This is a genomic window from Bowmanella sp. JS7-9, assembly GCF_004329715.1.
Taxonomy (GTDB): domain Bacteria; phylum Pseudomonadota; class Gammaproteobacteria; order Enterobacterales; family Alteromonadaceae; genus Pseudobowmanella; species Pseudobowmanella zhangzhouensis.
Genome location: NZ_JXSY01000011.1, coordinates 56614 through 81522, shown reverse-complemented (window position 1 = coordinate 81522; position 24909 = coordinate 56614). Strand labels below are relative to the sequence as shown.

The following is a 24909-nucleotide window of genomic DNA, read 5'->3' as shown; positions in this document are numbered from 1 at the left end:
ATAACTGAATGAAACACCTAGTCCACACTGCCCTTTTACTGATGCTGCTGTACCCGATCCTCAGCCCGGCACAAACCCAGGAAGCGACCTTTGCAGTGCCTACGCTGATCCAAACAGCCGATTTATCTACAGAAAGTGCAATCGCCCCCTTGATGAAATCACCTGCCTTATGGCAACAACTGGCTGAACTCCATCAGACATTAGATCAGCAAACCTCAAACGAGCAGCCCCGACTGTTTGATCAACTTGCGTTGTTGTCATTTGCCGGGCAGCACGAGGCGGTGCTCGCCGCCTATCAGCAGGCCAAGCGTGCCGAGGATTTTTATCCTTATGTGCTATACAGCCAGGCCGCCGCCAAGCATCCGCCGCAGTCTGACGGTTGGCCCAATGCCATTCAGCAGCAAATTGAAGCGGTTTTGCGTCAGGCGGATGACGAAACATTTGTACAACTGAGTCAGTACCTGGGCTGGTCGGTGCCAAGAGCGGAGCAGTATTTGCGCAATGTATGGCAGCAGGTTCAGTCACAGCAAAGGGTCAATCGCCAACAAGCACTAGCCATTTTAAGCAACGCCCAATTGCTGGAAGTGTTGTATCAGGTGATCCCCTTGAGTCAGCAGCAAATCAAACAAGAACAGTCACGTCGCTTCGAGATCCAGCCCAGAGTGATGATAAAAGATGGCGACATCGAACTGACAGCGACGATTGTGCGCCCTAAAAGCGCTCAGAAGCCGCGCCCCACGGCATTACAGTTCACCATTTATGCTGATGAAAAAGCCCATATCCTGACTGCAATGCATGCTGCCGCGCATGGTTACGTGGGGGTGGTTGCCAATTCACGCGGCAAACGCGGTAGCAAAAATCCGATTGTGCCCTGGGAGCACGAAGGCGAGGATGCCGTGCGGGTAATTAACTGGGTTGCACGTCAGCCGTTCAGCGATGGTCGGGTGGCCATGTACGGCGGCAGCTATAACGGTTTTACTCAATGGGCCGCTGCCAAACATGTGCCCGAGGCGCTGAAAACTATCGTGCCTTACGCCGCGGCCAGCCTGATAACCGGCTTGCCGCTGGAAAATAACATAGTGCTGACCAGCAATTATGAGTGGGCCTGGCACGTGACCAACAACGACACCATGGATCACAGTGTCTATCAGGGCTGGCAAGCGTCGGAAAACTTTAAGCAGAAGTTTTATCAGTCAGGCCTTGCCATCCGCGATATTGAGCAAACCGACGGCAAGCCCAATCCGTGGTTTCAGAAGTGGCTGCAACATCCTGGATTCGATACCTATTACCAGGCCATGCAACCCTATAAAAGCGATTATGCGCGCATCAACATACCAGTTCTGAGCATCACCGGCTATTTCGACGGCGGGCAGATTTCGGCGCTTGATTACCTGCAACAACATGAGCTGTTTAACCACAATTCGCAGCACTATCTGCTGATTGGCCCCTACACCCATGGCACAGCACAAGGCCGACCCTATGAATTCTTCAGCAATTACCAACTGGATCCGGTCGCACTGGAAAAAGACACCGAAGAGCTCACCTTTGCATGGTTTGATCATGTATTGGCCGGCGCACCAATGCCTGCTCTGCTCAAGGACAAAATCAATTACCAGTTGATGGGCGCTAATAGCTGGGTATCAGTGCCGTCATTTACCGCACTGAATCAGCAGGGGCAGAACTTTTATTTGCGCCAGGAGCAAACGAGCGGAGCGCTAATTCTGGCCACCACGCCAGCCGAAACGCAGCAATCATTTACCATCAGCGTGGATATGGCCGATCGCAGCGAACAGCGTAACCTGCGGCATTACCCGCAAATCCTCAGTGAATTACCGGACGAAAAGGGCCTGGTTTTTACCACCGACGCATTTGAGCAGCCAATGCAATTTGCCGGCAGCGTAACCGGGTATTTCTCACTGGCGTTAAATAAACGCGATGTGGATATTGGCTATAACCTTTATGAACTGACGGCAGAAGGCGAGTATTTTCATCTGATCAACTACATCAGCCGCGCCAGCTATGCTGCCGACATGGCTACAAGAACGCTGCTGATACCAGGGCAGAAAGCCCGCATCCCAATGACCAATACCCGTATGAGTGCCCGCTTGCTGGGCAAAGGCAGCAAACTGGTGATGGTACTGAACGTCAATAAAAACGCCGATGCGCAGGTTAATTTGGGTAGTGGCAAGCCGGTGGCCGACGAATCGGCAGCGGATGCCGGTGAGCCGCTAAAAATTAGCTGGTTTAGTGACTCGCTGATCCATCTGCCGCTAATTCCTTGGGTGGCACCTGAATAAATCATCGTTGAAATCAGGCGGGGTGACGGCGTTTAAGGCCCACTATTAATTTATTTCTGAGCAGAAATACGATATTCCCGCTCCTGCGCGAGACTTAATCTTCGCGCAGGCTAATATGCAGTTAGGTCAGTTTCAGGATGCGGTTAACGCACAAACCACAGCAGCTCATATGGCCGAGAATATGCAGACCGGGCACAACATGCGTATGAAACGATTTTTAGCAGAATTCCAAAACACTTTAGACAAAGCGGTATCGAAAAACTCTGGCCCCTTGATCTCTTAAAATTAGAACGAAGACAAAGTTGCCCTGCATCCCTTGTCAAAAGAGGGCTATTTTGCCTTATTAGATTTAATTAAAACGAAGACAATTCTAACCAACTAAATTTAAACAATTTTTAAATTAGATGAATACAAAATCTTTTAGCGAGATTTCGTTTCAGTATCCCCAGGTTTATATGTTGCTGCTAGCTCTTCATCGCTGACATCAAAGAGATGTCTCGCTGCACGTGATGATGACGCAATATGTGCAAACAACACTTCGAATTGCATTTCATTCCAACTTGCGTCTAAACGCTCAATCAACGCGTCTTCACCGCACTTGTATACATCAGGTATATTGAGAATAAAGACTTTATCTAAAAATCGTTCCCCCGTGTGCTGCTGAATTCGCTTGACGTGTTCATCTTCCATCACAAAAATAATGTCAGCGTCTTCGAGCATTGCCTCAGTACACAGCGTTGTTTTGTGTCGATTGCACTCCTTTTCACTCAGCCCAGCTGAGCAATAAATATGACTAGCGTCTTTCGTTCGAAAATGCAGTTCTGCTGTTTTGCTACGATTCAAATTTGATGTACATAGAATCAATACTTTCATATTTTTTCCTTAGTTAGCTAATGTCATGGACTGCGGCTAGATTGAGCAGTAATTGTGTTTCATCAAACAGTGAATTCAGCACTTCATTACTGATGCAGGACGGTAGCATCAGATGCAATGTCGGTATGTGTGTAGTTTTGCATATCTCTACGTACAAGACTTCCACACTTCCGTTACCGGCCAGAAACGACAGGGTTGTCAGCAATCGGTGCAGAATGAAAATGAATTTCTCATCAATGTTCAGCGGTTCGTAAAAAATCACATTCGGGCAGAGTCGCATGAGGCGATGTTCGAGAACTGAAGCGCTGGTCATCATGCTCTCCTGTTTGTAATACACAGGAGCTTCAGCTCCACCAGCAATGCCTTGGTTTTCGGCAATAAATGCAACCGCTCTCTTAGATGAGCACGGTCCTTCACTACTCGCCCTAAAGCGGATAATGATTTGGGGTACGGTGGCTTAAGTGCTGAAATTGCTTCAAATAGACGAGAATCTTCTTTAATCCAATCAAGCTTTGGGGTTTGAGGTGGGAGTTTCTCGGGCAACACCAACTCTAACGCCGCCTTATCATTGCGGTAAAGACAGAAAAACGCATTGGTACAATATGCTTTAATATCTTTTCTGACCCAGTCCGGATGTGCTAAACGTGCAGCAGTAATGGTTTCTTTAGCTGCTGCAACTTTCTGGAATTTCGCGAGCGTTTTTCGCCAACTCACCAGCTCTGGCGTGTTGGAAATAACTTGTTCAACATAACCAACACCGACTCCCAGGTTATTGGCGATCACTTTTCGATGCAGTCCAAGCTGCGCTTGAAACACGACCAAATCACGAGTTTTATGGCTATTTGCCAAGCTATTCGTCCGGTGCTGTAGTTTATTCAACTCTGCGATTCGTCTGACATAGCAACGACTCTTACCTGTCTGTTTTGCTATTGCGTTTAGACTCAAGCCATTAACCACCCCCTGTTTTATCAACTCGTCGGCAGATGATGTTTCTTCTATCGGTAATGACAACTGCTCAATTGCCGTAGGAACATTGAAGTAACAGGCCGCATCCCCAGAAAACAACCAATATCCCACCAGCAAGTGTTGCAGTGGGTGCCTCGGTGAATGGGTTTTCTTTCGCAGCAGCGGCCCAACAAAATCAAAAGTCAGTAACGCTTCTGCACCTCTGGGTAATCTAATATCCGCATAAAAATCTCTCAAGGCATCGATAAGCTGCCTCAACCTCAGATGCCCCCGCTTGGTAATGAATCCTTTTCTATCCAGTACATTGAGATAACTGTGTTGGCTGCATACGGCATCAGAATGATCAAGAGCACCATCAAGGACCTCAAAACAGAAAGCCGAGAAATGCGCCTCTTTCGTTAAGCACTCCTGAAGTACCGCTACAACTCGTGGAAGACATATTTGCTTATCAAGTGCGCCATCACCACTAGCAATTGAAGCCAATAAGCATTGATGGAGCGGACAGGCTACAACGCCGGGAATTTGATATCGAATATCAAAATAACTAAAACCAAGTGTTTGTCGCTGCGCTTTAGCACATAGAGGACAATACCGATGCTCTAGAGCAATACCTATAGCCGCTTGCGGAATATGGGCCGCAAGTACTGGAGAACCGGAACGGCACATTACACGCCGAAGCTGCCCTTTAGTATCATGTTCAAAGAAGCGAAATAATGCGTACAATGTATGTTGCACCAATAATGTTTCTTCATCGATACCGCTTGATTGGGTAATACCGTGCAAATGGTTGGGTAAATAAGGATGCAACCTGATATCAAAGACATTTAGTAATGCTTGGTAAGTATTGCGAACATGTCCCACGCCACAGCGCAAGTGGCAGCGAGAGACCCAACTAAATACTGTCTCATGAGCCGTGATCTGAACGATGTTCATGCAAGAAAGCCAGCTCAGGTAGGGCGCTTCTAAGCCAAAACAGACAAGCAAGCCAATAAAGCGGATGACGAAGCCCTTTACCTTGAGAATATCCTGATAACGTCAACCACAAGATATTAGGCTGACGTCCATTGCCTCTTGCGAAACGAGTAAACAGACCCGCCAAGCAGTCTTGTCCCAAGTCCTCCTTCATACATTCAAAGAAACCACCAAACCGCACTCGGTGAGTGTGTTTAATCACACGCTCTAGGCCCAAATAGGACTTCATACAGTGAGCGACATTTCGAGCCCATTCGGGGTTCGATTGAAGCTGACGACTCATACGATAAATAAAAGACTGCCAATCATGTTGCCAGTTAGCTTCGAGGACGAGCGCCTGGGATTTGTGAAGGTAATGATGAGGGAGTTTAAATGCTAAATAGCGCAATTCATCGTGACTGTGCAGAGGCGTACCGTGTTCTTCACAGATAAGCGCCCCAGGTAATTGATGGGTGGCTCGCCAGTAACTAACCCCAAATTTTGCTTTGTGTATCTGCATGCAATTTGGGCAGTACTTCCAGCGCCGATCTACCTGAAAAGGGTTTTCTTCAGTGTTTGGCCGATGACTCGCCTCTTTGAGCTCATGCGGGGCCATGCTGCCAGGCAATGACAATAACCACGGCGCAAATGGGGTATGATTAAGGCGTAAGGCAAACTGCTTGTCAGGCTCTGGCGTAATAATATCCAGGGTCTCACGCATGAGATGATTAAGTGGTACTTGCGAGCGAAACCATTGATAGGGTAATCCGTTATGGGAAAAAAATCGCTTGTCACTCATCACACCCTGCCCCATTCGAATGCGATAGCGAATGAGACCGCTGTAGATGTGTTCATCTGGGTAAAGCGATAACCACTTCATGTTGCTTTATGCTCGATAGTCTGTGGACCTAACACCGCCTGACTTTTTTCAACCAGCTTATTCTTGATATCCAGTAACTTGTTACGCTGCTGGCTATTAAGCTCGACAGCATTAAACGAACTATCGATGTCTTTAATCACATCGCTGGCGGCTTCGCCCTTCACATCAACTTTTTCAGCAAATTGTTTTAAATGCTTCAGCGCCAACGCATTGTTATCTTCCGCTAAGTACTGCTGCACCGTCAGTAAATCAGCATAGCCCCCTCTGCGATTATGATTGATATTGCGCGTGGCGGTACTCAACAGCGGAAAGCGTTCTCGACACGCTTGTTTAATCAGCGTAACCGACATTTTCTCTTTGCCTGTACGTATGGCTTTGATAAGCGTCGCTTCCCAAAGCCCTAATACAAACGCCGGAACCGCTGCGGTTAAGTGCAATAAGGCTGCGTCAATCTTGTAATCTCGCGCAATCGGATGGGCCAGCGGCTGAAAGTCATAAAGCATCGTCAACAACCGCTCCCACGTCTTAGGCTCATTCAACCGATTTAACTCAAACGGTTTGCCTAGGCGGCGCTTATGCCGAGCGTTATCAAACATCATCAGCGTATCTGGTGTGCCGATTTTGATAGTGGGAATGAAAAGCTGATTAGCAAGCTCATCGAAAAGCTGAAGCATTTCGTTGCGGTAGCGCAGTGACGCGACTTTCATGTTCTGAAATTCATCAATCACCAATAAACCGACATGATGGCGATTACACGCTGTGATAAGCACTTCCATCATTACATCGAGCTTAATGTGGTCACCATTCTTCTTTTTGATCACGTCTCGATAACGCGGGTCCCCATAAGATGTTGCAGTCAGTACCCGATCTAACTCGGTAAGTAGGCGCGAAATTAACCCTCCCCGCGACGCGTTGTGGGGCATATCCACTTTTAAGTAAACGACTTGCGGCTCATCAAAGTCAGCGGCAGTATGTTCGATGACCTGTGGAAAGAGGTTGAACAGTAAGTGTTCGGTCATCGTCGACTTGCCATTGCCGGAAAAGCCCGTCAAAAATAACGCTTCTGCCACAGTCGGTGCCAAAGCATCCGCTAGCAATGGTTGATTAACATCTTTTTGCTCAACGTTCGGATCGGCGATGTCATAACTCCAGGCGACGACCTCCGCCCGCACTGGGTTGCGATGCACATAGCCATGCCGAATCATGGAATACATGTCGTAGTACAAGTCTAAATGCTGCTGCGATAACAAACGTATGTCGAACAGCGTGTGTATATGATCTTCGCGCTCGCCTAAACTTAAGTGCTCCACATGCGTGCTGTTGGGCTTCACCGTCAAACGTTGGCGTAACAGTTTGGATCCCAACCGAGGTGGCAATGCTTCGATCAGCGGATTTCCCGCATATATCGCTACATCAGACGGAGTATAGTGCGCTTTTGCGACTGAAACAGGGCGACGTTTAGGCATCATCTTCCTCGAATTCGTCATAGATATTGGTGGAATTTGGTTTATCGGGCAGTTCAATAGGCTCAATCTGCACTTGGTCCAACTGCACAGCGGCTAAAAACTTATTGATGTCGGCATAACGATTTAAGATAGCTTCAAGTTTGCGGTTGTCTTTTAACGTGGCGGTAGAGGGCATGACGCCTGGCTGCTTTTCTTTTTGTGCAACCTTTAAAAGGCGTTGCATAGCTTGGGAAACGCCCAGTGCAAACTCCATTTCCTCATCTTTTGCCAGTTCATCATCTCGCGCCATGGATTTACGCTGTAGTGTCGCTTCATAACATGAGAGCCCCTGAAATGCTTGGCAGCGCACATCAAGAGTCGCTGGTTTAAGCCCATCATCAGTTTCAAGAAAAATGACATCCACCAAATTCTCGTTGTAGCGAGCACGTAACTTCACGACGCGATTACGACTTACCCGCTTGTCTTGCAGTCCACTCTCAAGCACGTACTCACAGTTATACCAGAGCCCCACCTCAGCAAAGTAAATACCCCGTTGATGTACCGACACCTCCGCCACGGGTAGTAACGCCCGATAGAGATCCCGCTCATCATATTTCAAGGTATGGCCAGGTCGATACCGCTGCCCCCATTCACACAACTTGGCAGGAATCGGGGGAACGTCGTCTATCAACATTTCTTTGCAATATTGATAGTTTTTTAGTCGCCTGTGATTGTTGTGATAGTTGATGTAAATGATGGCGATGATATAGAGCTCGGTGAGATTGAGTGACGCGTGCTTACGAGCTAATTGTGCGGCGATATCGGCCAACGATTTGGTTTGCTGGCCTTTACTTAAACCTTTAAACCACAGTGAAAACACGCGAAAAAGTTGCTCTACATGGGGCTTATCATCACCACGCCCACGTCGGGAAAACTGCACTTTCATCGCCAAATCGCTTACAGCGGCCTCTGATTTGCGGTTACGAAATTCCGCGTTATCAACAAACAATGTGGTCGGTACACCGTGATATTCCCACTTCACTTCACCGGGCTCGAAACCATACTCTTCTAGGAATTTTTCTTTATTTATGGCGGCATTAAACACTGCCTGACGCACCGTCTTAAACGACGGCGCTTCCGTTGTGATATATAGCCCAGTGATGTAGCGCGAGAAACGGTCCACCACAAAATAAAAGGTAGGTTTTCCTATCTTTGTTTGACGGGTTTCGTCAAATTGAGATACCGCTTCCTCATCAAACGGTGTTTCATCCAGCTCAAACGTTTTGCCAAAGCCATCATCCGTGCCAAACGCGTCGCCAGTACGCCCAGCAAGGTCCTTGCTGTGCTCTATGGGGTTTCGTCGCTTTTGGTCGCGTTTGGGTAAACTGCCGCCGCATTGCTTTTTCACCCAGTATGTAAATTGCGCGATAGTGGGGCGCTCAGTACGCGGCTTTAACTCTACATGAAAGCGGCTACTGTTAGCGTTAACAACGCCCGTCGCAGCACGTGTGCGTGATGCGAAGTAGAACTTGCCCAGCATTTCGAGAAACACACGATCCAAAGACGGGCCATTGCGGCTTTGGTATTTTTTGAGTGCCCACGTAAAAGCTTTGATATCGTACTCAACGACGATTTTTCCTCGCGCCACGAGCTCATTCGGTCGGCCTTGTTTTACTTTAATGTCTCGCGACGCTTTTGCTTTGTGAAAGATATACTTGCCGATGGGCAGTGCCAACGCCCACCGGCGTTGACCGTAAAATAGATAGCCGTAAAAGCAGTTATACACGTATTGTTTCGAGCGACCGCTGGCTGCAATCACCTTTTGAAATACAGCGTCCCCATGTTTGTTTCGGATAACGGCTTCTAAATCACTAATGAGCGGGGCGATTAACGCGTAGCGTGATTGAGCTTTCGCCTGTTCGCTTTTTGTCAGCTGGTCGAACGCTCGCGTGACTTCGTCATCCCAATCCATATCTACCACCCCCAAATGTCCGGCATTAATGGCATCTAAAAGGGCCTGGTACGGCAGCCGAATAGGCTTTTTGGGTGTCGATTCGATGTTGATGACAAAGGCTTCATCAAGTCCTACATCGACTTGCACGAGCAACATGTCTTCTGTAAGGGTTTTATCGCCTAACGTAAAAGGGTGACTGTCATCTTCGCGAACCACAACACGGTTCACTTCTAGTCCTGACGCGGGCACTATGGTACCAGGCAGCATGTGCACCCAATCCTAAATCAGATGCGGCTTTTTCCAAGCGTAAGTACTGCGACCAATTGAAGCTGATTTGCTTATGCCACAGTGCATTGTAGAAAATCGATACGCCTGTCTCGTAATTAACCCCAGTTGCGATACTCGCTCGCTCGACAAGATGTGCCGCTCGCGCATGTCTATCATCAGACAACGCACCGAAGAAATTTGGTAGCCAGCGCTTGGCCACGCGCCCAAGAAACACGGACAGCTCGCGATGGCGGTACAACGTGTCTAAATTTTGGCTATGCACGGTGCGCAGGACGTCGCTTGTGATTAATTCATATTCAATGTCTTCTAAGCGGCAATACCCTTCTTGCAAAGCAAGTTTTTGTGCAGTTCTCAGCTTTTGAGCGTCTTCAGGCTGCTTTACAGGAAAGGCTTTTAAAGACTCTTCGCCGGTTTCCGGATTAATCATTCGCGCCATGAAATCAATAGTCTGAACAATAGGCACACGTGTATCGGCGTAGACCGGATGCTTCACTTCGAGCATATCAGCAATGGCTAACGATGCATCGAGCGGAATAGCGTACTGCTCGTACACATCAATCACGAAAGGATTGTTGGCGAGATGCAGGTACATCCAAAGCTCGTTAAGCGACAAGACATGCACTAAACGCCGTGCATCGCGAAAATGCGGCACCTTGCTTTTAATGCCGTGACTTGGCACATCATCAGTGCGTAGAAACGGCTCATACACTCGCCCTGCCTCAAAGCTTTCGCGATGCGCTTTATACCAACTATCTTGCCGCTCTAGCGTGCAGCCTTTAAATTTCTTCCCCATCGTCTTATCTCGAAAAATTTAAACTCAGAGAAAAGATGAAGGCTTGTATTGAGAATTGATTTTGCATTTTAGCTATCCGTTTAGTGAACCATAAACAGCGTAACCAAAACCAACAAAAAGATCAAATTATCCTTATAAAACAATAATATAAAGGAATTAATACTTTCTGTCAAAAAACGAATTTTTTATAAAAATCGGAATTTTTTGCCATTTAAAAAATGACATAATTTGTAAGTGTTTCTTTTAAAAAGAGATGGCAAAAGTTGGTAACGACTTAATATTTAAGTAATTAATAGAATGACAATGGCATTTTCCGCAATTTTCTCATATCCTAGCCATATTCAATGCATGAGAAACACCCATGAATGATGGAATAATGACCATTCAAGAGGTCGCTTTGTACCTAAAGCTGAATGAAAAGACCACCTACAGACTAGCAAGTGAAGGTAAACTTCCTGGTTTTAAAGTAGGTGGAAGTTGGCGCTTTAGGCGGACCGATTTAGAAAAGTGGATTGAAGAACAAAAACAAAAATAAGGACGTTGTATGATACCAAGTTATCAAGAATTCATGCGCCCCTTTCTCGAAATTGCTCATCAAGCTGATGGCAAAGAAGTTAGATTACGCGATGTGATAAATCAGTTAGCTGATAAGTTCTGTCTATCTGAAGCTGAACGTGAAGAGACACTGCCAAGCGGCAGACAATCTATTCTTGATAACCGTGTTGGTTGGGCTAGGACTTACCTAACCAAAGCAGGCTTGCTTGAGACCACACGGCGAGCACATTTTGTGATCACCGCTCGTGGTATATCCGCTTTGCAAGATCCCAGTGTTAAAATTGACAATGACTATCTAAAGCAATTTGATGAATTTGTAGCATTTAAGCAAAAGACAAATGAATCAGATACGCCTAGCATTGACGTAGAGTCAGATAAAGAAATCACCCCTGACGAAGCACTAAGAGCCGCATACAAAAAGATTAACGATGCACTAGCGCAAGATATCCTCGATAGAACCCGTAAAGTCACCCCAGCTTTTTTTGAAGACCTATTAATTGAGCTTCTAGTCGCCATGGGATATGGCGGTACAGGCGAAGGTGCTGCTCACGCACTTGGTAAAACCGGTGACAATGGTGTAGATGGAGTAATTGACCAAGACCCACTAGGAGTTGATCAAATCTATATCCAAGCCAAACGTTATGCCGAAGGCAAAAACGTAAGTGCTGGTGACATCCGAGACTTCTTTGGAGCGCTAAATCTTAAAAAAGCGCAGAAAGGTATTTTTATTACTACCTCAGATTTCACCACATCAGCTATCGAGACAGCACAAAACTTAGGTACTCGCATTGTCCTTATCAATGGCACTGAATTAGCCAAGCTCATGCTGCGATACAACATCGGCAGTCGAGACGAGCAGGTATTGCACCTGAAGAAAATAGACGAAGAATTTTTTGAGAATTAAAAGGCATCATAATGATTACAAAAGAAATAATGGATAAGATCTTTAAGGATCCAACAACAAAATATGAGCTTATAGAGTTTGATAATCTTGGTAAGCCTTTGCACCAAATAATCGAAATTTATCCTAAAACTGCTTCTACAGGCCGTGATGCAGGCAAAACAAAATATTTCATGAAAAGCTTTGTCCCTTTCTCATCAGGAAAAGAAGAAGTACAAGTATTCGATGAAACAGGTAAGTCAAACCCAGAAGAGATAGTTCGTCAATTGTGGGTCTATAAGCTGCTTAACCATTATGAATATAAGCCAGAAGAGCTTGAATTAGAAAAAAGCGTACATTTTGGCACTGAAGTGAATACTAAAGCTGCCGATATCGTCGTATATACGGACGCTACTAAACAAACGCCAAAAATAATAATCGAAGTAAAGAAACCTAAACGTAAGGATGGTATCGAACAACTTAAAAGCTACCTTAACGCAGAAGGATCGCCTGTTGGCGTATGGTCCAATGGTAGTGATTCTATTATTTTATTTCGACCTTACCCGGCAAATTTTGACGATACATTAACAGATCTACCGAAACGTGGCCAGGAGCCAAAAGATGTGCTGGAAGCAAAGCGCACCCTCGCGCATCTAAAGCGAAGTTTCAACTTCAAAAAAATTGTCCAGGATCTTGAAGAACTAGTATTAGCTGACAGTGGCAAAGATGAATTCAATGAAATTTTTAAACTTATCTTTGCAAAAATATGGGATGAGAAAGAAGCTGAAGAAAATAGGCCCAATCAAGAGGTTGAGTTCCACAAAGCTTTAGATCCAGAAATTACCTACGACCGCATAAATAAATTGTTTCGGAAAGCCTGTGAGGAGTGGCCAGGTATATTCAAAGAAAATGAAGATATAGAGCTAACAAAACGGCATTTACAAGTTTGCGTTGGTCCTATTGAAGGGGTACGTTTGATGGGCTCAAACCTTCGCATAATGGATGACGCATTTGAATATTTACTTCCATCAGAAGCGAAAAAGAAAAAAGGCCAGTTTTTCACACCTCGTCATGTCATTGAGATGTGTGTGCGTATGCTTAATCCGAAACGAACCGAATATGTGATGGATCCGTCATGTGGTTCAGCCGGTTTCTTACTACATGCAATGGAATGGTGCTACCCAGCTACTAGTGCCGATGACAGGGAACTCAGAAAACACAGGTATGCAGGTAAGTATTTGTGGGGAATTGATTTTGAGGAACGCGCAGCTAAAACTTCTCGCGCTTTGATGCTTATTGCAGGCGATGGACACACGAATATATTTGGACCTGACGTAAGTAGTCTAGAGCCAAGAAGTTGGTATGAAACCAGCTCTGGTCAGCATCTGATGCAGAAACTCATATCTTCTAAGCTAATTAAAAATAAAATTGCTAAAGAAGATGAAGCAAATGTCATCAAAGACGATGACTTAGCCTGGAAGTATTTTGACGAGCTAAAGTTCGATATTATTCTCGCTAATCCACCATTTGCAGGCGAGATAAAAGATAAAAAAACCTTAGTACAGTATGAACTTGGCAAGCCAGCACTAAAACGTGCAAAAGATAAAGCTGCTAAAGAAGAGCGTGATGTTCTGTTCATTGAGCGAATTCTTAAGTTCTTGAAACCTGGCGGACGAGCAGCCATTGTGTTACCACAAGGCAAGTTTAATAACTCTTCCCTTGCTTTTATTCGTGAATGGATTTTACGAAAAGCGCGACTTTTGGCTGTAGTCGGGCTACATCCTAATAGTTTTAAACCACATACTGGTACAAAAACATCGGTTCTCTTTATACAAAAATATACTGATTCTCAACTTTCTGATATTCAAAACATCAAACAACAGGTTGCGGCAGCGTGCCCTGACTATGAAGCGCAGATTCAAACATTGTTAACTACTTTTGATTCAGAAGTAGACATTCAGGAAGAAAACATCCCTGAAGAAATTGCAGAATTGCTGTTTGAAGCATTTGGTGAAATAGAGAATGAAGTAGCTGATGAGGAAGTGGAATCTACAGATGCCGATGATGAAACACCCAAAGATTTAGAGGATCTAATTGCACAAGCAGAAGACAAGATTTCAGACTTACGTCGCGAGCTGCTTGGTGAAAAGCAAAAGCTCGAAAATCTTGATTCAGATGTTGAAGCGTTAGAGATGACAGTTCAACAAGAAATTGATGTGATTTCGGCAAACTGGTCTGGCACTAAGAAAGATTTAAATGCTGAACTAAAACCACTTAAAGATAAATTAAAAGCTGATAAAAAAGCACTAAAAGACAGCCAAAAAGAGAAAAGCAAGAAAATTAAGGCTGCAATTAGGTCTCTTGAAAACGCTATTCCAGAGGCTGAATTTGAGCTTAAAAAATTGACTAACAAAGGTAAGCTGGAACTGCTACTTAACGATGATGAATTGCTCGGAACGCTTAAAGAGCGTTGGATTGATGCGGAAGTCGCGAAAAAGTTAGATTATCCTATCTTCATGGCAGTCTCTGAACGAGGCGGAAAAAATAATTCGGGTGATTATGACTACCTTACGGATGATGACGGCAATCTTATTGAATTTGAAGATGGCCAGCCAGTAATAAACCAAGATCTTGTTAACTTTGATCTGAGTGCAAGTGATCTAAACGATGTTATTTCTATTCCTGAAGAGCAGCTATGCATTGCTGAGGCATTTGTCAGATTTGCTCAAAAGCATAAGTTTGACTTCTGGGAGGTTAAGTAATGGCAGTTTGGAGTGAAATTAATGTATCTAGTCTAGCAGAGGTTAGAAGATTTGATGCCGATTTCTTTAAACCGGAATATTTAAATGTTGATAGAAAAATAAAGTCAGGAAACTTTGAAAAGTTAGGTAGCTTTATTGCAACATTAACTGATTATCACGCAAACGGTAGTTATGAGACGTTGAAAAGTCATGTTTCTCTGCTTGATAATCCAGACTTTGCTTATATGGTTAGGACTGCTGATTTAGAAGAAGAGCAGTTCTCAGAAGGTGTTAAATATATTTCTGAGCATGCGTATGAATATCTAAGTAAGTCGAAGGTTTTTGGTGGTGAAATTCTAATTAATAAAATTGGGAGTGCAGGTAAGGTATATTTAATGCCTGAGCTAAATAGGCCTGTATCCCTCGGTATGAATTTATTTCTCATCAGAACAAGTAAAGAAATTTCAACGTTTTTTTTGTATGCATACTTTCAATCATTTTACGGAAAAAAAAGCATTGAAAAACATGTTACTGGAACGGTTCCGCTTACCATCGCAAAGGATGCTGTTAGGAGTGTGTTGATTCCAATTCCAAATAAAGAAATACATGATCTTATAAGTCAATTAGTTAAAAGTTCATTTGAGAAAAAAAATCTATCAAAACAATTATACGATAGTGCCAAATCAGCACTAATAAAAGAACTTGGGCTAGATAAATTGGTATTGGACAGGCCTAAAAGCTACGAAACTAGTTTTAGTGAAGTCGTTAGCGGCGGCAGGATTGATTCTGACTATTTTCAAGTCCATTTCAAACAGCAGGCAAATCATCTGAGTATGATTCAGTCTAAACCTCTCCGAGAATTAGTTGATTTTCAAAAGGGGATTGAGGTTGGCAGTCCTGCATATACAAGCAGCGGAAAACTTTTTGTTCGAGTTAGTAATGTAAAGAAAACGGGTGTTGTTACTGGGAATAGTGATAAATACATCTCAGAGACACTTTTCAATAGCTTGGTAAGTTATCAGCCTAAAATTGGAGATATTCTTTTAACCAAAGATGGGACTGTTGGTGTTTGTTATGTAGTTGATGAGCCTGTAGATGGAATTATCTCCGGTGGAATTATGAAGCTCTCGAAAAAGGATGAGTCGTTACCATCTGAATACTTGGCTTTAGTAATTAATTCTCCGATTTGTCAGTTCCAGATAGACAGAGATTGCTCTGGTGCACTTATTGTGCATTGGAAACCCAAGGATATTGCCGCTTTAAAAATTCCGATCTTAACAGAAGATAAAATGGCTGAGCTTTCTGATTTGGTTAATCAGTCAAAAATTGCCAAAAAGGAATCTGAGCAACTACTTGACCAAGCGAAAAGAATGGTGGAAGAACTGATTGAGGGAGCAGTCTAATGAAATTGAATGATGATGATAAAAAGTTGCTTGCTGAACTTTGCTCTCAGCACCGTGTCAGCTTTGATAAAGTCATAAAGCTATTAGATACAGAAAGGGATTTTGAGTTTAAAGAGCGGCGGACGGGAATATACGATGCTTTACGTGAAATTGTGAATAGCTCTTCGATCGAGGAGTCAAAAGCATGAAGTTCAGAAAGCTTTCAATCGAGAATTATAAGTCATTTCAGTTTCCTACCGAGATTCATTTTCCAGACAGTGAAAATGGGAAGTCGATTTTCTTAATAGGCGGTATGAACGGGGCCGGTAAAACATCCATCATGGAGAGTATCAACTACTGTCTTTATGGTGGTAAAGCAGATGAAATTTTCCGTGCAATTAACCGTAAAGAAATAGCCAAAGGAAATGCGGCAGTTAGTTTTGAATTAACCGCTGAACTGGATGATGGTAGTGAGCTGATTGTAAAACGTTCATGGAGTTCTGGTGTAATCGAAAGCCCGAAGGCTAAAGATCTGAATGAACGTTTGGTCGTCGTTAAAGATGGGAAACGAGTGTCAGTTCAAAATCAGCAGATGTGGCAAGATTTTATAAGAGCAACTGTTCCCCCAGGTATCACGCAGTTTTTCTTTTTTGACGGTGAAAAAATTCAAGAAATTGCGGCGGACGACCACTCAGAAGTAAGGTTAAAGTCATCACTAGAAGCGGCACTTGGTATTCAGAATATCAACCAGCTTTCCAGCGATTTACTTTATTTAAAGCAAGAAGAGCGCAAAGGGTTCGTTGAGATATCTGACGAAGATTTGACATTTAAAGAAAGTGAACTCAAAAAAGAGCAGGCTAAATATACTCGACTTAACCGAGAACGTGATGAAATAAAAGAAGATTTGACTGCTTTTAAGGAACAGTACGATGAAGCTAAAAAGCGTTTTCAAGCTACTTTTAACCGCGATCCTGAAAGCAGAGATGCTATTCGTGAAGCAGAGAAAAGACGGATTCAAACCTCTAACAGGTTAGGACAGTTAGAAAATGAAATCCGTGGACTGTGTGAGAAAAGTTTACCTTTTAGTTTGTTAGGTGGTTTTTTTGATGGGATCCGTCAACAAATTGAAAATGAAAGAGAATCACTCCAGGGTGAGGCGATTAAAGAACACGCAGAGGAATTAGCTAAAAAGATTGTCAGAGTTGTAGAAGAGCCTGAGCCAATTTACAACGAAAGATTATCAGATGAGAAAATGGTTGAACTTGAGAAGCGGATTTTCAACCTTTTACGTGAGGGTGATGCTCAAGCAGCTACTGATAAACTACTTAATCTTTCGGATCGCGATGCTGCGAGGATTCTTCAAAAAATTGAAGAGCTTGAGAATAGTGATGTCTTTTTGATTAAGCCTCTGGTCGAAGAAAAACAGGAACTGGAGGTTGAACTTAAAAAGATTGAATCTTCGCTTAATAGCGGCAGTGCAACTGAAAGTGAGCAAGAGCTTTTCGGCCAACTCCAAGAAGAAATGGAGAGCTGTGCAACTCAGATTGGACGTAAAACTGAGCAACTTCGGATCCTTGAAGAAGATATTCTTTCTTTAGAGAAGAAAGTTCGTGAAATTGAATTTGAAATCGAAAAGCTTTACGAAAAGCATAATGTATCGAAAGAGAAAAGCGATTTTATCAATGAGTGTGATGCAATTGCAGGATTGCTCAACCAGTTTATTGTGAGAATGCGGAAAAGCAAAGTTCATCTACTTCAAGAAAAGACCTTTGAGATGTACAAGTTGCTCTCATCAAAAAGTGGTTTAATTAAAGATATCACTATAGATGAGAAGAGCTATGAAGTTAAAATTTCAGATCGAAATGGCCATGAAATTAAGAAGTCAGGCTTGTCCGCCGGGGAAAAGGAAGTATTTGCATTGTCTTTGCTTTGGGGACTTTCTCAAACAAGTCAGCTAAATTTGCCAATTATCATTGATACACCTTTATCTCGTCTGGACAGTACGCATCGCGACAATATTATTAGAAATTATTTTCCGAATGCAGGTGATCAAGTCATTATTCTTTCCACAGATACGGAGATTGATGAAAACTACTTTAAAGTACTAGAAAGCCATCTTAGTGGCGCTGCTAGTTTAGTTTTTAATCACCAACAAGAGCTCACAACTCTTAAAACCGGCTACTTCTGGGAGGAAAAATAATGGCTGATAGATTATATACGTCGGTTCTATCTGATGAGATTCTCAGTGGTCTTCGCTTCGAAACTAAGCTTGAAAAATATGTTTTAGCCAGAATTGCATTTTCTGTCTCCATTGCAGTAGACGGTAAGAATGTACCTAGGAGTACTGACTTTTCTGGTCCTGAAATAAAAAGACCAACTTTTATTGGCTCTGATGAGCTTTTTTTTAAAACCGTACTCAGTTTTGTTCATGGTATTAAAGAACTTTCCGAAGATGAGTTTTATTCGAATAAGTCACTAATAAAAGATCACATTGATAACGGTAGCAAACATTTGACAGCTATGTTTGATGACTCAAACAAAGATGCTGAGATTTTCTTGAAGAAAATTACTGATATGGTGCAGTTCTCAGGCCGTAAAGAAGTTAAAGGGACTGGTTTGGATATCTTTATTGGAAAGACTATCTTAGACAAGAAAGACCAGCTACTTGAGCTTAACAACACAGCAAAGCATGCAAATTCGCATTTAGCAATTATGGGTAAGCCTGGTGTCGGCAAAACCCAATTTTTATTGAAAATCCTTGCGGATATTAGGACGCAATCAAACTACCAAACTAACTTTATCTTCTTTGATTACAAAGGTGATGTTGTTGATAACCAAAAATTCTTAGATGTCGCAAAAGTGACCCCATACCGACTATTGCAAGGAAATCAAACATTACCTATAAATCCATTTGTACTGCCTTCGTATGATGAACAAACTATAAATATTTCAGCTCGGGAAAAAGCTGAAAGTTTTGCTTCGATTAATTCAAAGCTTGGTGTTGTGCAGAAGGGTGCACTAACCGAAGCTATTCGAGCAGCGTATGCTAAACGTTCAGATATGCCATTACCGTTCCCTGATTTTCGAGATGTTTTGAACATTGTTCAGGAGATGTACGAAGAGGAAGGGAAGAAAGACGACAGTCTAATTGAAGTGCTAAGAGACCTTTCAGACTTCAACCTATTCTGGGGACATGGCAGTGACATTGCGCCGATTGAGAAGGTATCAAACCGTTCGTTTTTAGTAGATGTTCATGCGATGCCCGTACTTAAAGAGCTGGTTGGTTATTTAATAATCGAACGACTTTATAAGGAAATGGCGTCTCTTCCGGATAGCCCTGTGCAGTCAGGAAGAAGAACCATTCGAACAATTCTGGTCATCGATGAGGCACACAATTATCTAGGTCAAAAGAATATATTCCTTGAAAGGATAATTCGTGAAGGTCGTTCAAAAGGGATTGTTGTATTTTTTGCTAGTCAGTCGCCTAATGACTATCAACAGAAGTTTTTCAACTTCCAGGAACTTCTTGAATTTGCGTATATTTTCCAGTGTGAAGGGGTTTCGACGAGTTCTGTTCAGGATATTCTTGGTTGTACAAATAAAACTGCCAAAGATTTACAAACAGAAATCGCGAGGTTGGAACCTTTTCAGGTAATCTCAAGAAGTAGCGAAAAATCTGCTGAGTTTATGAAATTCGAAGCCGAGGCATTCTATAAAAGTTATTGATTACACAAAAAAGAAGACAATATTTAAGGCTTAACTTTCAATAGGTTAAGCCTTTTTAGTTACAACTTGGTAGTGAGATAGTCTTCGCTTCAATTTAAACAGTCTTCGTTTTAATTATCTCAAATCACCCTAGCAGTTTTGACCGGCCACCCAGCCACTGCTCCAGGCCCACTGGAAGTTATATCCTCCCAGCCAACCTGTGACGTCGACCACTTCACCGATAAAGAATAAGCCCTCTACGTCCTTGCTCATCATGGTTTTCGAACTGAGATGGTCGGTATTAACGCCGCCGAGGGTGACTTCGGCGGTGCGATAGCCTTCGGTGCCATTTGGTTTCACCGCCCAATCATTGAATGCCTCGGCTACCTGTTGTAACTGTTTGCCCTGATACTGTTTCATCGGTTTATTCGTCAGCCCAAAGTAAGGCAGCGCAATTTGTATAAGGCGCTTAGGATAGTGCTGACTCAATATGGTTGAAAGTTGTGCATCGGGTTGTGCTTGCTGCGCCTGTTGCAAAAAATCATGCAACGACAGATTAGGCGACAAATCAAAGTGCACCGCCTGGCCAGGCTGCCAATATGAGCTGATTTGTAATACCGCTGGGCCGCTTAATCCCCGATGGGTAAATAACAGCGCCTCTTTAAAACTGGCTTCGTCATTACTGGCAGTGCAGTCCACTGCGATACCGCTCAGTTCCGCCAGCACCTGTTTGTCTTCTTCATGTAGGGTAAACGGTACTAATCCCGCACGGGTGGGTAACACACTTAAGCCAAATTGTTCGGCGAGCTTATAGCCAAATGGGCTGGCGCCCAGTTTTGGCATAGATAATCCACCGGTAGCAACCACCAGCGATTCGCACTGCCAACTGCCTTGCGACGTTTCCAGACGAAAGCCAGATGTGTCTTTCTCAACCTGCTGAATCTCGCAGCGGGCGATGATTTGAGCGCCTGCGCGCTTACACTCATCCAGCAATAAATCGACGATTTGTTTGGCGGAATCGTCACAAAAAAGCTGGCCAAGCGTCTTTTCATGATAGGCAATGCCATTGGCCGCTACTAACGAGATAAAGTCCCATTGGGTATAACGGCTTAGGGCGGATTTACAGTAATGAGGATTAGCCGACAGGTAGTTTTCATGGCTGGCATACATATTAGTGAAGTTGCAGCGTCCTCCACCGGACATCAGGATTTTACCGCCAATACGTTTGGCGTGATCCATCACCACGACTTTTCGGCCACGCCGTGCAGCCTCAGCAGCACAAAACAAGCCCGCAGCACCCGCGCCAATAACGACCACATCTGTTTTTTGCACAATACTCACCACCCAAAAGAACCAACGCTATTCTACGCTAGCCAAGCGGATAAATCTCCGCGCCAGTTCAGATATGTAAATTCATACTTAGTTGTTAAATCTGACACGCTGTTTTTGCTAACTGGGTCTATTTTTATTGAGTGTGTTTCACTTCATTTCGAAAGAGGCGTCGCAATGAGAATCTTATCTACTGCTGTGCTGAGCTGTGCGCTAGTTATCTCCCACGCTGCTGTGGCCGATATCAACGAAGACTTACAAAATATATGCACCATCGTCAAAAATAACGATAAGGGTGAAATCCGTAAAAAATTGAAAAAAATCAAGGATGAATACCGCTTCCGATTAGGTGACGTCTACGACGGCGTGGCCTGTGATGGCAAAAGCCTGATCCGCTGGGCGATGGAAAACGGCGCAAACGATGTCGGCGCCTTTATGGTCAAACAGATGAGCAAAAGTGACTTATCCAAACCTGAAGCCGACGGACTCACCATTCAACAGTGGGCTGAGGCAAATGGCCATATTGGCAGTGAAATTGGGCAGGAGCTGATAGCGAGGCTGAATTAATGTTCTGTAACAGGCAAGATTCGCTGAACCGTTTTGGGCGCTGTTTGTCCCAAGCCATACGACGCCTCTTGGCGAAGGATGAGTACGCCCACCCTATAAAAAAGCACCCAGTTGGGTGCTTTTTTGTTTAACCTTTGCGACGTTTGAGCCACATTACCGGCAACAATAGCCCCAATAACCACGCCATACTGCCGCCGTATTCAGTGGTGACCGTTACCTGTGAAGTTTGCGGACGGTCATAGTCTTTGCTTTCCAGCGGCAGGTACACCAGATCCGCATCATCGTAACCGTCGTACACCGCCACCAGCGCATTTGAGTATGCGTCATATATTTCGATCAATACTTCATAATCGTCCGGATAAAAACCCTGCACTAGTTCAGTTTCTACTATCAGGCTGTCGTCACTGCTTTCGCCATCGATGGAAAAAATACTGGTGGTGTAGTATTCGTAAAATTCATCATCGACACCCAGATAAATCCGCGCATACACATCACTGTGATACGCCGAGGTATCTACATCGAATTCAAGGGTAATGCCTGAGTAATAGCCATCGTAATCGTGATCCCGGTACAGGGAAACAAACGCATCATAAACCCATACATCATGTTGCTGTACAGCCCCCCGGGCACTGAGTTTTTTCGCACCTTGTTGCTGGATCATGCTGCCCTGCGACTGACCGATGCGACTGCTTTTCAACACGGCGCTTTGCGCCTGACCTGCCTGAGTTTGCACTGAAGTGGCCTGCCAGTTCTTATCCGTTGTGGTCGCCATCGCCAGGGTAGGTATTAAGCTAAGTAATATAAGGGCTCGTTTCACGGTGATTCTCCAACTCACTTTGTTTGTCACAGTGTTGGCAAATCTGCATGAACCTTTTCTGAACGGGATCTGAGTGTATATTCAGCTAAGTGGACACTGGCCGCTTTCAATGTCAGGCTGGCACCTCGTTACTAAGGGATTATTAAAATGACAAGACCGCTCACACTTATCCTTCTCCTCATAAGCACCTTGGCACAGGCAGACGTCACACCGCTACAAATCGGTGACACCTTTACTCTAGAGTCAAAGGTGTTGAGCGAACGCAGAACCATCAATGTGTATCTGCCAGCCGCTTACCAAGATGAGCAACAGCCCAATTTACCCGTGCTGTATATGCCAGATGGCGGCATTGGCGAAGACTTTCTGCACATTGCCGGATTAGTACAAATCGGTTCACTGAATGGCACCATGCGCCCGCATATTCTGGTGGGCATTGAAAATACCCAGCGCCGTCGGGACCTGACTGGCCCCACTGAGGTTGCGGAAGACAAAGAAATCGCGCCGGTTGTCGGTGGTTCGGCAAAATTTCGTCAGTTTATCCGCGATGAATTAATGCCTGTGATCAATCAGCGCTACCGCACTACAGGTGAAACCGCCATTATGGGTGAGTCATTGGCCGGGCTATTTGTGACCGAAACCCTGCTGCTCGAACCGGATCTGTTTGACACTTACATCGCCATCGATCCCAGTTTATGGTGGAATAATCAGGCCGTAAGCCAGGCCATGATTAAGCAATGGCCAAGGTATCAGGGGCCAGCCAAACGCCTCTATCTGGCAGCAGGCAACAAAGTGAGCAACCTGGAATCAACCCAGGCGCTGGCCAGCCAGCTTCATAGTCACGAGCGCCTTAGCGTGGATTTCATTGCCTATCCTGATGAAAATCATGGCACCATATATCATCCGGCAGCGCTGGATGCGCTGCGTACGCTATTCCCGTTAAGTAGTTCAAAGTAAGTTATTTTATGTCCGAAATTCACGTCTCCACTCTGGACTGGGTGTTATTCGATGCCGATGAAACCTTATTCCACTTTGATGCGTTTGCCGGCTTGCAACGTCTTTTTAGTCAGTTTGGCGTTACCTTTAATAAACAGGATTTTGCTGACTATCAACAAGCTAACCTGCCATTATGGACCGCCTATCAAAACGGTGAAATTGATGCAGAAACCCTGCAGATAACCCGTTTTGAGCCGTGGGCAGCAAAACTCGGCGTTCAGGCAAAAGCGCTCAATGATGGATTCCTCGATGCCATGGCAGATGTGTGTACACCCTTGCCTTATGCCACAGAATTACTCAACAGCCTGCGAGGTAGGGTAAAACTTGGCATTATCACCAATGGCTTTACTCGGTTGCAGCAAATTCGGCTCGAGCGCACAGGCCTGGCGGAACACTTTGATGTACTGGTGATCTCGGAGCAGGTAGGCATGGCAAAACCCGCGAGAGGTATTTTTGAGCATGCCATGCATAAGATGCAGCACAACAAACCTGACACCGTATTGATGGTGGGCGACAATCCGCATTCCGATGTGTTGGGTGGGCTTAACGCCGGCATGCACACTTGTTGGTACAATCCCGCTGGCCATTCGGCACCGGCAGAAATCACTCCGCATTTGCAGGTGAACTGTCATAGTCAGTTGCTTGCACACCTGACTCGTTGATCCGATAAGTAAAAGAATCAGTACTACACTGTCACCTTTGTCACAGAAACAGGAGCGTAATGTGAAAGTACTGATGGTGCTAACCTCACACGATAAGCTGGGTGATACCGGTGAAAAAACAGGGTTCTGGCTCGAGGAGTTTGCCGCCCCCTATTACGTATTACACGACGCCGGCGCGACGATTACGCTGGCTTCACCGGATGGCGGTCAGCCGCCGCTTGACCCAAAAAGCGACGACGAAAGCGCCCAGACTGATGCCACACGTCGCTTCAAAAGTGATAAACAGGCCCAGGAAAAATTAGCCAACACCTACAAGCTAAAAGATGTGCGCGCCAGTGATTTCGATGCGATTTTCTATCCTGGCGGTCATGGTCCGTTATGGGATTTAGCGACGCACCCATACTCTATAGAACTGATTCAGGGTTTTATCGGCCAGATGAAACCCGTCGCCGCGGTATGCCACGCGCCTGCCGTGTTGTTAAACGTTCAAATCAATGGCGAGCATTTGCTCAAGGGCAAAACCGTTACCGGCTTTAGTAACAGTGAGGAAGATGCCGTAGGTCTGACCGACATTGTGCCCTACTTGCTGGAAGATGAACTCAAAGCCCGCGGTGCGACTTATCAAAAAACCGACGATTGGGGTTCCCTGTCGATTGTGGATGGCTTGGTCATAACCGGCCAGAATCCCGGATCTTCTGAAGCCGTCGCGAAAGACTTGTTAGCTAAGCTGCGCTAGCCACCATTAAATTATGTGATTAAAAAAGCAGGCTTCAGCCTGCTTTTTATTTTTAACCTTTTCAGTTGCTGACAAACGCTGGCGCGGCATCTGAT

Annotated in this window: 22 protein-coding genes; 13 read left to right on the top strand and 9 right to left on the bottom strand. The window is 44.6% G+C overall.

Annotated elements, in window-relative coordinates:
• The first annotated feature begins 8 nt into the window (after positions 1 to 8).
• Positions 9 to 2297, top strand: coding sequence for a CocE/NonD family hydrolase (locus TK45_RS05790; RefSeq protein ID WP_131257696.1), 2289 nt, complete (start codon positions 9 to 11; stop codon positions 2295 to 2297).
• Positions 2298 to 2412: 115 nt separating this feature from the next.
• A complete protein-coding gene (locus TK45_RS16210; RefSeq protein WP_165490716.1) occupies positions 2413 to 2580 on the top strand; it encodes a hypothetical protein in 168 nt (55 codons plus the stop codon).
• Positions 2581 to 2717: 137 nt separating this feature from the next.
• Here TK45_RS16210 and TK45_RS05785 read toward each other — a convergent pair whose 3' ends face one another.
• From TK45_RS05785 to TK45_RS05755, 7 genes are read right to left on the bottom strand one after another with little or no spacing between them, the layout of a single operon-like run.
• On the bottom strand, positions 2718 to 3170 hold the full coding sequence (locus TK45_RS05785; RefSeq protein ID WP_131257695.1) for a hypothetical protein: 453 nt from the start codon (positions 3168 to 3170) through the stop codon (positions 2718 to 2720).
• A 13-nt stretch (positions 3171 to 3183) separates the two neighbouring features.
• Positions 3184 to 3483 carry a hypothetical protein gene (locus TK45_RS05780; protein ID WP_131257694.1) on the bottom strand — a complete coding sequence of 100 codons (300 nt, stop codon included), beginning with the start codon at positions 3481 to 3483 and terminating at the stop codon, positions 3184 to 3186.
• Positions 3483 to 5069, bottom strand: a complete 1587-nt coding sequence (locus tag TK45_RS05775) for a TnsD family Tn7-like transposition protein (RefSeq protein ID WP_131257693.1) — start codon at positions 5067 to 5069, stop codon at positions 3483 to 3485. The genes TK45_RS05780 and TK45_RS05775 overlap by 1 nt, the downstream gene beginning before the upstream one ends.
• Positions 5041 to 5967: a TniQ family protein gene (locus TK45_RS05770; RefSeq protein ID WP_131257692.1), complete on the bottom strand. Its 927-nt coding sequence runs from the start codon at positions 5965 to 5967 to the stop codon at positions 5041 to 5043. Before TK45_RS05770 ends, TK45_RS05775 begins: the two co-directional genes overlap by 29 nt.
• Positions 5964 to 7433 (bottom strand): TniB family NTP-binding protein, encoded by a 1470-nt coding sequence (locus tag TK45_RS05765; RefSeq protein WP_165490715.1) that lies wholly within the window; start codon positions 7431 to 7433, stop codon positions 5964 to 5966. Before TK45_RS05765 ends, TK45_RS05770 begins: the two co-directional genes overlap by 4 nt.
• On the bottom strand, positions 7426 to 9594 hold the full coding sequence (locus TK45_RS05760; RefSeq protein WP_165490714.1) for a DDE-type integrase/transposase/recombinase: 2169 nt from the start codon (positions 9592 to 9594) through the stop codon (positions 7426 to 7428). Before TK45_RS05760 ends, TK45_RS05765 begins: the two co-directional genes overlap by 8 nt.
• Entirely contained in the window at positions 9566 to 10447 is an 882-nt protein-coding gene (locus tag TK45_RS05755) for a TnsA endonuclease N-terminal domain-containing protein (protein WP_131257689.1), read from the bottom strand. The genes TK45_RS05760 and TK45_RS05755 overlap by 29 nt, the downstream gene beginning before the upstream one ends.
• Positions 10448 to 10808: 361 nt before the next feature.
• Here TK45_RS05755 and TK45_RS05750 point away from each other — a divergent pair, with 361 nt between their 5' ends.
• Genes TK45_RS05750 through TK45_RS05720 form a run of 7 tightly spaced genes read left to right on the top strand, consistent with a single transcriptional unit; the run spans position 10809 to position 19731 of the window.
• Positions 10809 to 10982 (top strand): helix-turn-helix domain-containing protein, encoded by a 174-nt coding sequence (locus TK45_RS05750; RefSeq protein ID WP_131257688.1) that lies wholly within the window; start codon positions 10809 to 10811, stop codon positions 10980 to 10982.
• Positions 10983 to 10991: 9 nt separating this feature from the next.
• A complete protein-coding gene (locus tag TK45_RS05745) occupies positions 10992 to 11906 on the top strand; it encodes a restriction endonuclease (RefSeq protein WP_131257687.1) in 915 nt (304 codons plus the stop codon).
• Between the two features lie 11 nt (positions 11907 to 11917).
• Positions 11918 to 14644: an N-6 DNA methylase gene (locus TK45_RS05740; protein ID WP_131257686.1), complete on the top strand. Its 2727-nt coding sequence runs from the start codon at positions 11918 to 11920 to the stop codon at positions 14642 to 14644.
• Complete coding sequence (locus tag TK45_RS05735; RefSeq protein ID WP_131257685.1) at positions 14644 to 16026, top strand: restriction endonuclease subunit S; 1383 nt, start codon at positions 14644 to 14646, stop codon at positions 16024 to 16026. The genes TK45_RS05740 and TK45_RS05735 overlap by 1 nt, the downstream gene beginning before the upstream one ends.
• Entirely contained in the window at positions 16026 to 16214 is a 189-nt protein-coding gene (locus TK45_RS05730; protein WP_045611013.1) for a DNA modification system-associated small protein, read from the top strand. The genes TK45_RS05735 and TK45_RS05730 overlap by 1 nt, the downstream gene beginning before the upstream one ends.
• On the top strand, positions 16211 to 18205 hold the full coding sequence (dndD, locus tag TK45_RS05725; RefSeq protein WP_131257684.1) for a DNA sulfur modification protein DndD: 1995 nt from the start codon (positions 16211 to 16213) through the stop codon (positions 18203 to 18205). Before TK45_RS05730 ends, dndD begins: the two co-directional genes overlap by 4 nt.
• Positions 18205 to 19731 carry a DndE family protein gene (locus TK45_RS05720; protein WP_131257683.1) on the top strand — a complete coding sequence of 509 codons (1527 nt, stop codon included), beginning with the start codon at positions 18205 to 18207 and terminating at the stop codon, positions 19729 to 19731. The genes dndD and TK45_RS05720 overlap by 1 nt, the downstream gene beginning before the upstream one ends.
• 129 nt (positions 19732 to 19860) lie before the next feature.
• Here the strand turns inward: TK45_RS05720 and TK45_RS05715 are convergent, their stop codons facing one another.
• Positions 19861 to 21042: an NAD(P)/FAD-dependent oxidoreductase gene (locus TK45_RS05715; RefSeq protein WP_131257682.1), complete on the bottom strand. Its 1182-nt coding sequence runs from the start codon at positions 21040 to 21042 to the stop codon at positions 19861 to 19863.
• A 174-nt stretch (positions 21043 to 21216) separates the two neighbouring features.
• On the opposite strand from TK45_RS05715, the gene TK45_RS05710 reads away from it, so the two are divergent.
• Positions 21217 to 21606: a DUF3718 domain-containing protein gene (locus tag TK45_RS05710; protein ID WP_131257681.1), complete on the top strand. Its 390-nt coding sequence runs from the start codon at positions 21217 to 21219 to the stop codon at positions 21604 to 21606.
• 127 nt (positions 21607 to 21733) lie between these two features.
• On the opposite strand, the gene TK45_RS05705 is transcribed toward TK45_RS05710, so the two are convergent.
• The gene (locus tag TK45_RS05705) at positions 21734 to 22423 is read right to left on the bottom strand and encodes a choice-of-anchor H family protein (protein WP_131257680.1); all 690 of its coding nucleotides are present in this window, start codon (positions 22421 to 22423) and stop codon (positions 21734 to 21736) included.
• A 147-nt stretch (positions 22424 to 22570) separates the two neighbouring features.
• On the opposite strand from TK45_RS05705, the gene TK45_RS05700 reads away from it, so the two are divergent.
• From TK45_RS05700 to TK45_RS05690, 3 genes are all read left to right on the top strand, one after another.
• Positions 22571 to 23377 carry an alpha/beta hydrolase gene (locus tag TK45_RS05700; RefSeq protein ID WP_131257679.1) on the top strand — a complete coding sequence of 269 codons (807 nt, stop codon included), beginning with the start codon at positions 22571 to 22573 and terminating at the stop codon, positions 23375 to 23377.
• An 8-nt stretch (positions 23378 to 23385) separates the two neighbouring features.
• Positions 23386 to 24078, top strand: a complete 693-nt coding sequence (yjjG, locus tag TK45_RS05695) for a pyrimidine 5'-nucleotidase (RefSeq protein WP_131257678.1) — start codon at positions 23386 to 23388, stop codon at positions 24076 to 24078.
• Between the two features lie 61 nt (positions 24079 to 24139).
• Entirely contained in the window at positions 24140 to 24814 is a 675-nt protein-coding gene (locus TK45_RS05690) for a type 1 glutamine amidotransferase domain-containing protein (protein WP_131257677.1), read from the top strand.
• The last annotated feature ends 95 nt before the right edge of the window (positions 24815 to 24909 follow it).

What these genes read in the sequence shown, in the direction of transcription:
- TK45_RS05790 (WP_131257696.1), top strand. Translation starts at nt 9, where the DNA reads ATGAAACACCTAGTCCACACTGCCCTTTTACTGATGCTGCTGTACCCG.
- TK45_RS16210 (WP_165490716.1), top strand. Translation starts at nt 2,413, where the DNA reads ATGCAGTTAGGTCAGTTTCAGGATGCGGTTAACGCACAAACCACAGCA.
- TK45_RS05785 (WP_131257695.1), bottom strand. Translation starts at nt 3,170, where the DNA reads ATGAAAGTATTGATTCTATGTACATCAAATTTGAATCGTAGCAAAACA.
- TK45_RS05780 (WP_131257694.1), bottom strand. Translation starts at nt 3,483, where the DNA reads ATGACCAGCGCTTCAGTTCTCGAACATCGCCTCATGCGACTCTGCCCG.
- TK45_RS05775 (WP_131257693.1), bottom strand. Translation starts at nt 5,069, where the DNA reads ATGAACATCGTTCAGATCACGGCTCATGAGACAGTATTTAGTTGGGTC.
- TK45_RS05770 (WP_131257692.1), bottom strand. Translation starts at nt 5,967, where the DNA reads ATGAAGTGGTTATCGCTTTACCCAGATGAACACATCTACAGCGGTCTC.
- TK45_RS05765 (WP_165490715.1), bottom strand. Translation starts at nt 7,433, where the DNA reads ATGCCTAAACGTCGCCCTGTTTCAGTCGCAAAAGCGCACTATACTCCG.
- TK45_RS05755 (WP_131257689.1), bottom strand. Translation starts at nt 10,447, where the DNA reads ATGGGGAAGAAATTTAAAGGCTGCACGCTAGAGCGGCAAGATAGTTGG.
- TK45_RS05750 (WP_131257688.1), top strand. Translation starts at nt 10,809, where the DNA reads ATGAATGATGGAATAATGACCATTCAAGAGGTCGCTTTGTACCTAAAG.
- TK45_RS05745 (WP_131257687.1), top strand. Translation starts at nt 10,992, where the DNA reads ATGATACCAAGTTATCAAGAATTCATGCGCCCCTTTCTCGAAATTGCT.
- TK45_RS05740 (WP_131257686.1), top strand. Translation starts at nt 11,918, where the DNA reads ATGATTACAAAAGAAATAATGGATAAGATCTTTAAGGATCCAACAACA.
- TK45_RS05735 (WP_131257685.1), top strand. Translation starts at nt 14,644, where the DNA reads ATGGCAGTTTGGAGTGAAATTAATGTATCTAGTCTAGCAGAGGTTAGA.
- TK45_RS05730 (WP_045611013.1), top strand. Translation starts at nt 16,026, where the DNA reads ATGAAATTGAATGATGATGATAAAAAGTTGCTTGCTGAACTTTGCTCT.
- dndD (WP_131257684.1), top strand. Translation starts at nt 16,211, where the DNA reads ATGAAGTTCAGAAAGCTTTCAATCGAGAATTATAAGTCATTTCAGTTT.
- TK45_RS05720 (WP_131257683.1), top strand. Translation starts at nt 18,205, where the DNA reads ATGGCTGATAGATTATATACGTCGGTTCTATCTGATGAGATTCTCAGT.
- TK45_RS05710 (WP_131257681.1), top strand. Translation starts at nt 21,217, where the DNA reads ATGAGAATCTTATCTACTGCTGTGCTGAGCTGTGCGCTAGTTATCTCC.
- TK45_RS05700 (WP_131257679.1), top strand. Translation starts at nt 22,571, where the DNA reads ATGACAAGACCGCTCACACTTATCCTTCTCCTCATAAGCACCTTGGCA.
- yjjG (WP_131257678.1), top strand. Translation starts at nt 23,386, where the DNA reads ATGTCCGAAATTCACGTCTCCACTCTGGACTGGGTGTTATTCGATGCC.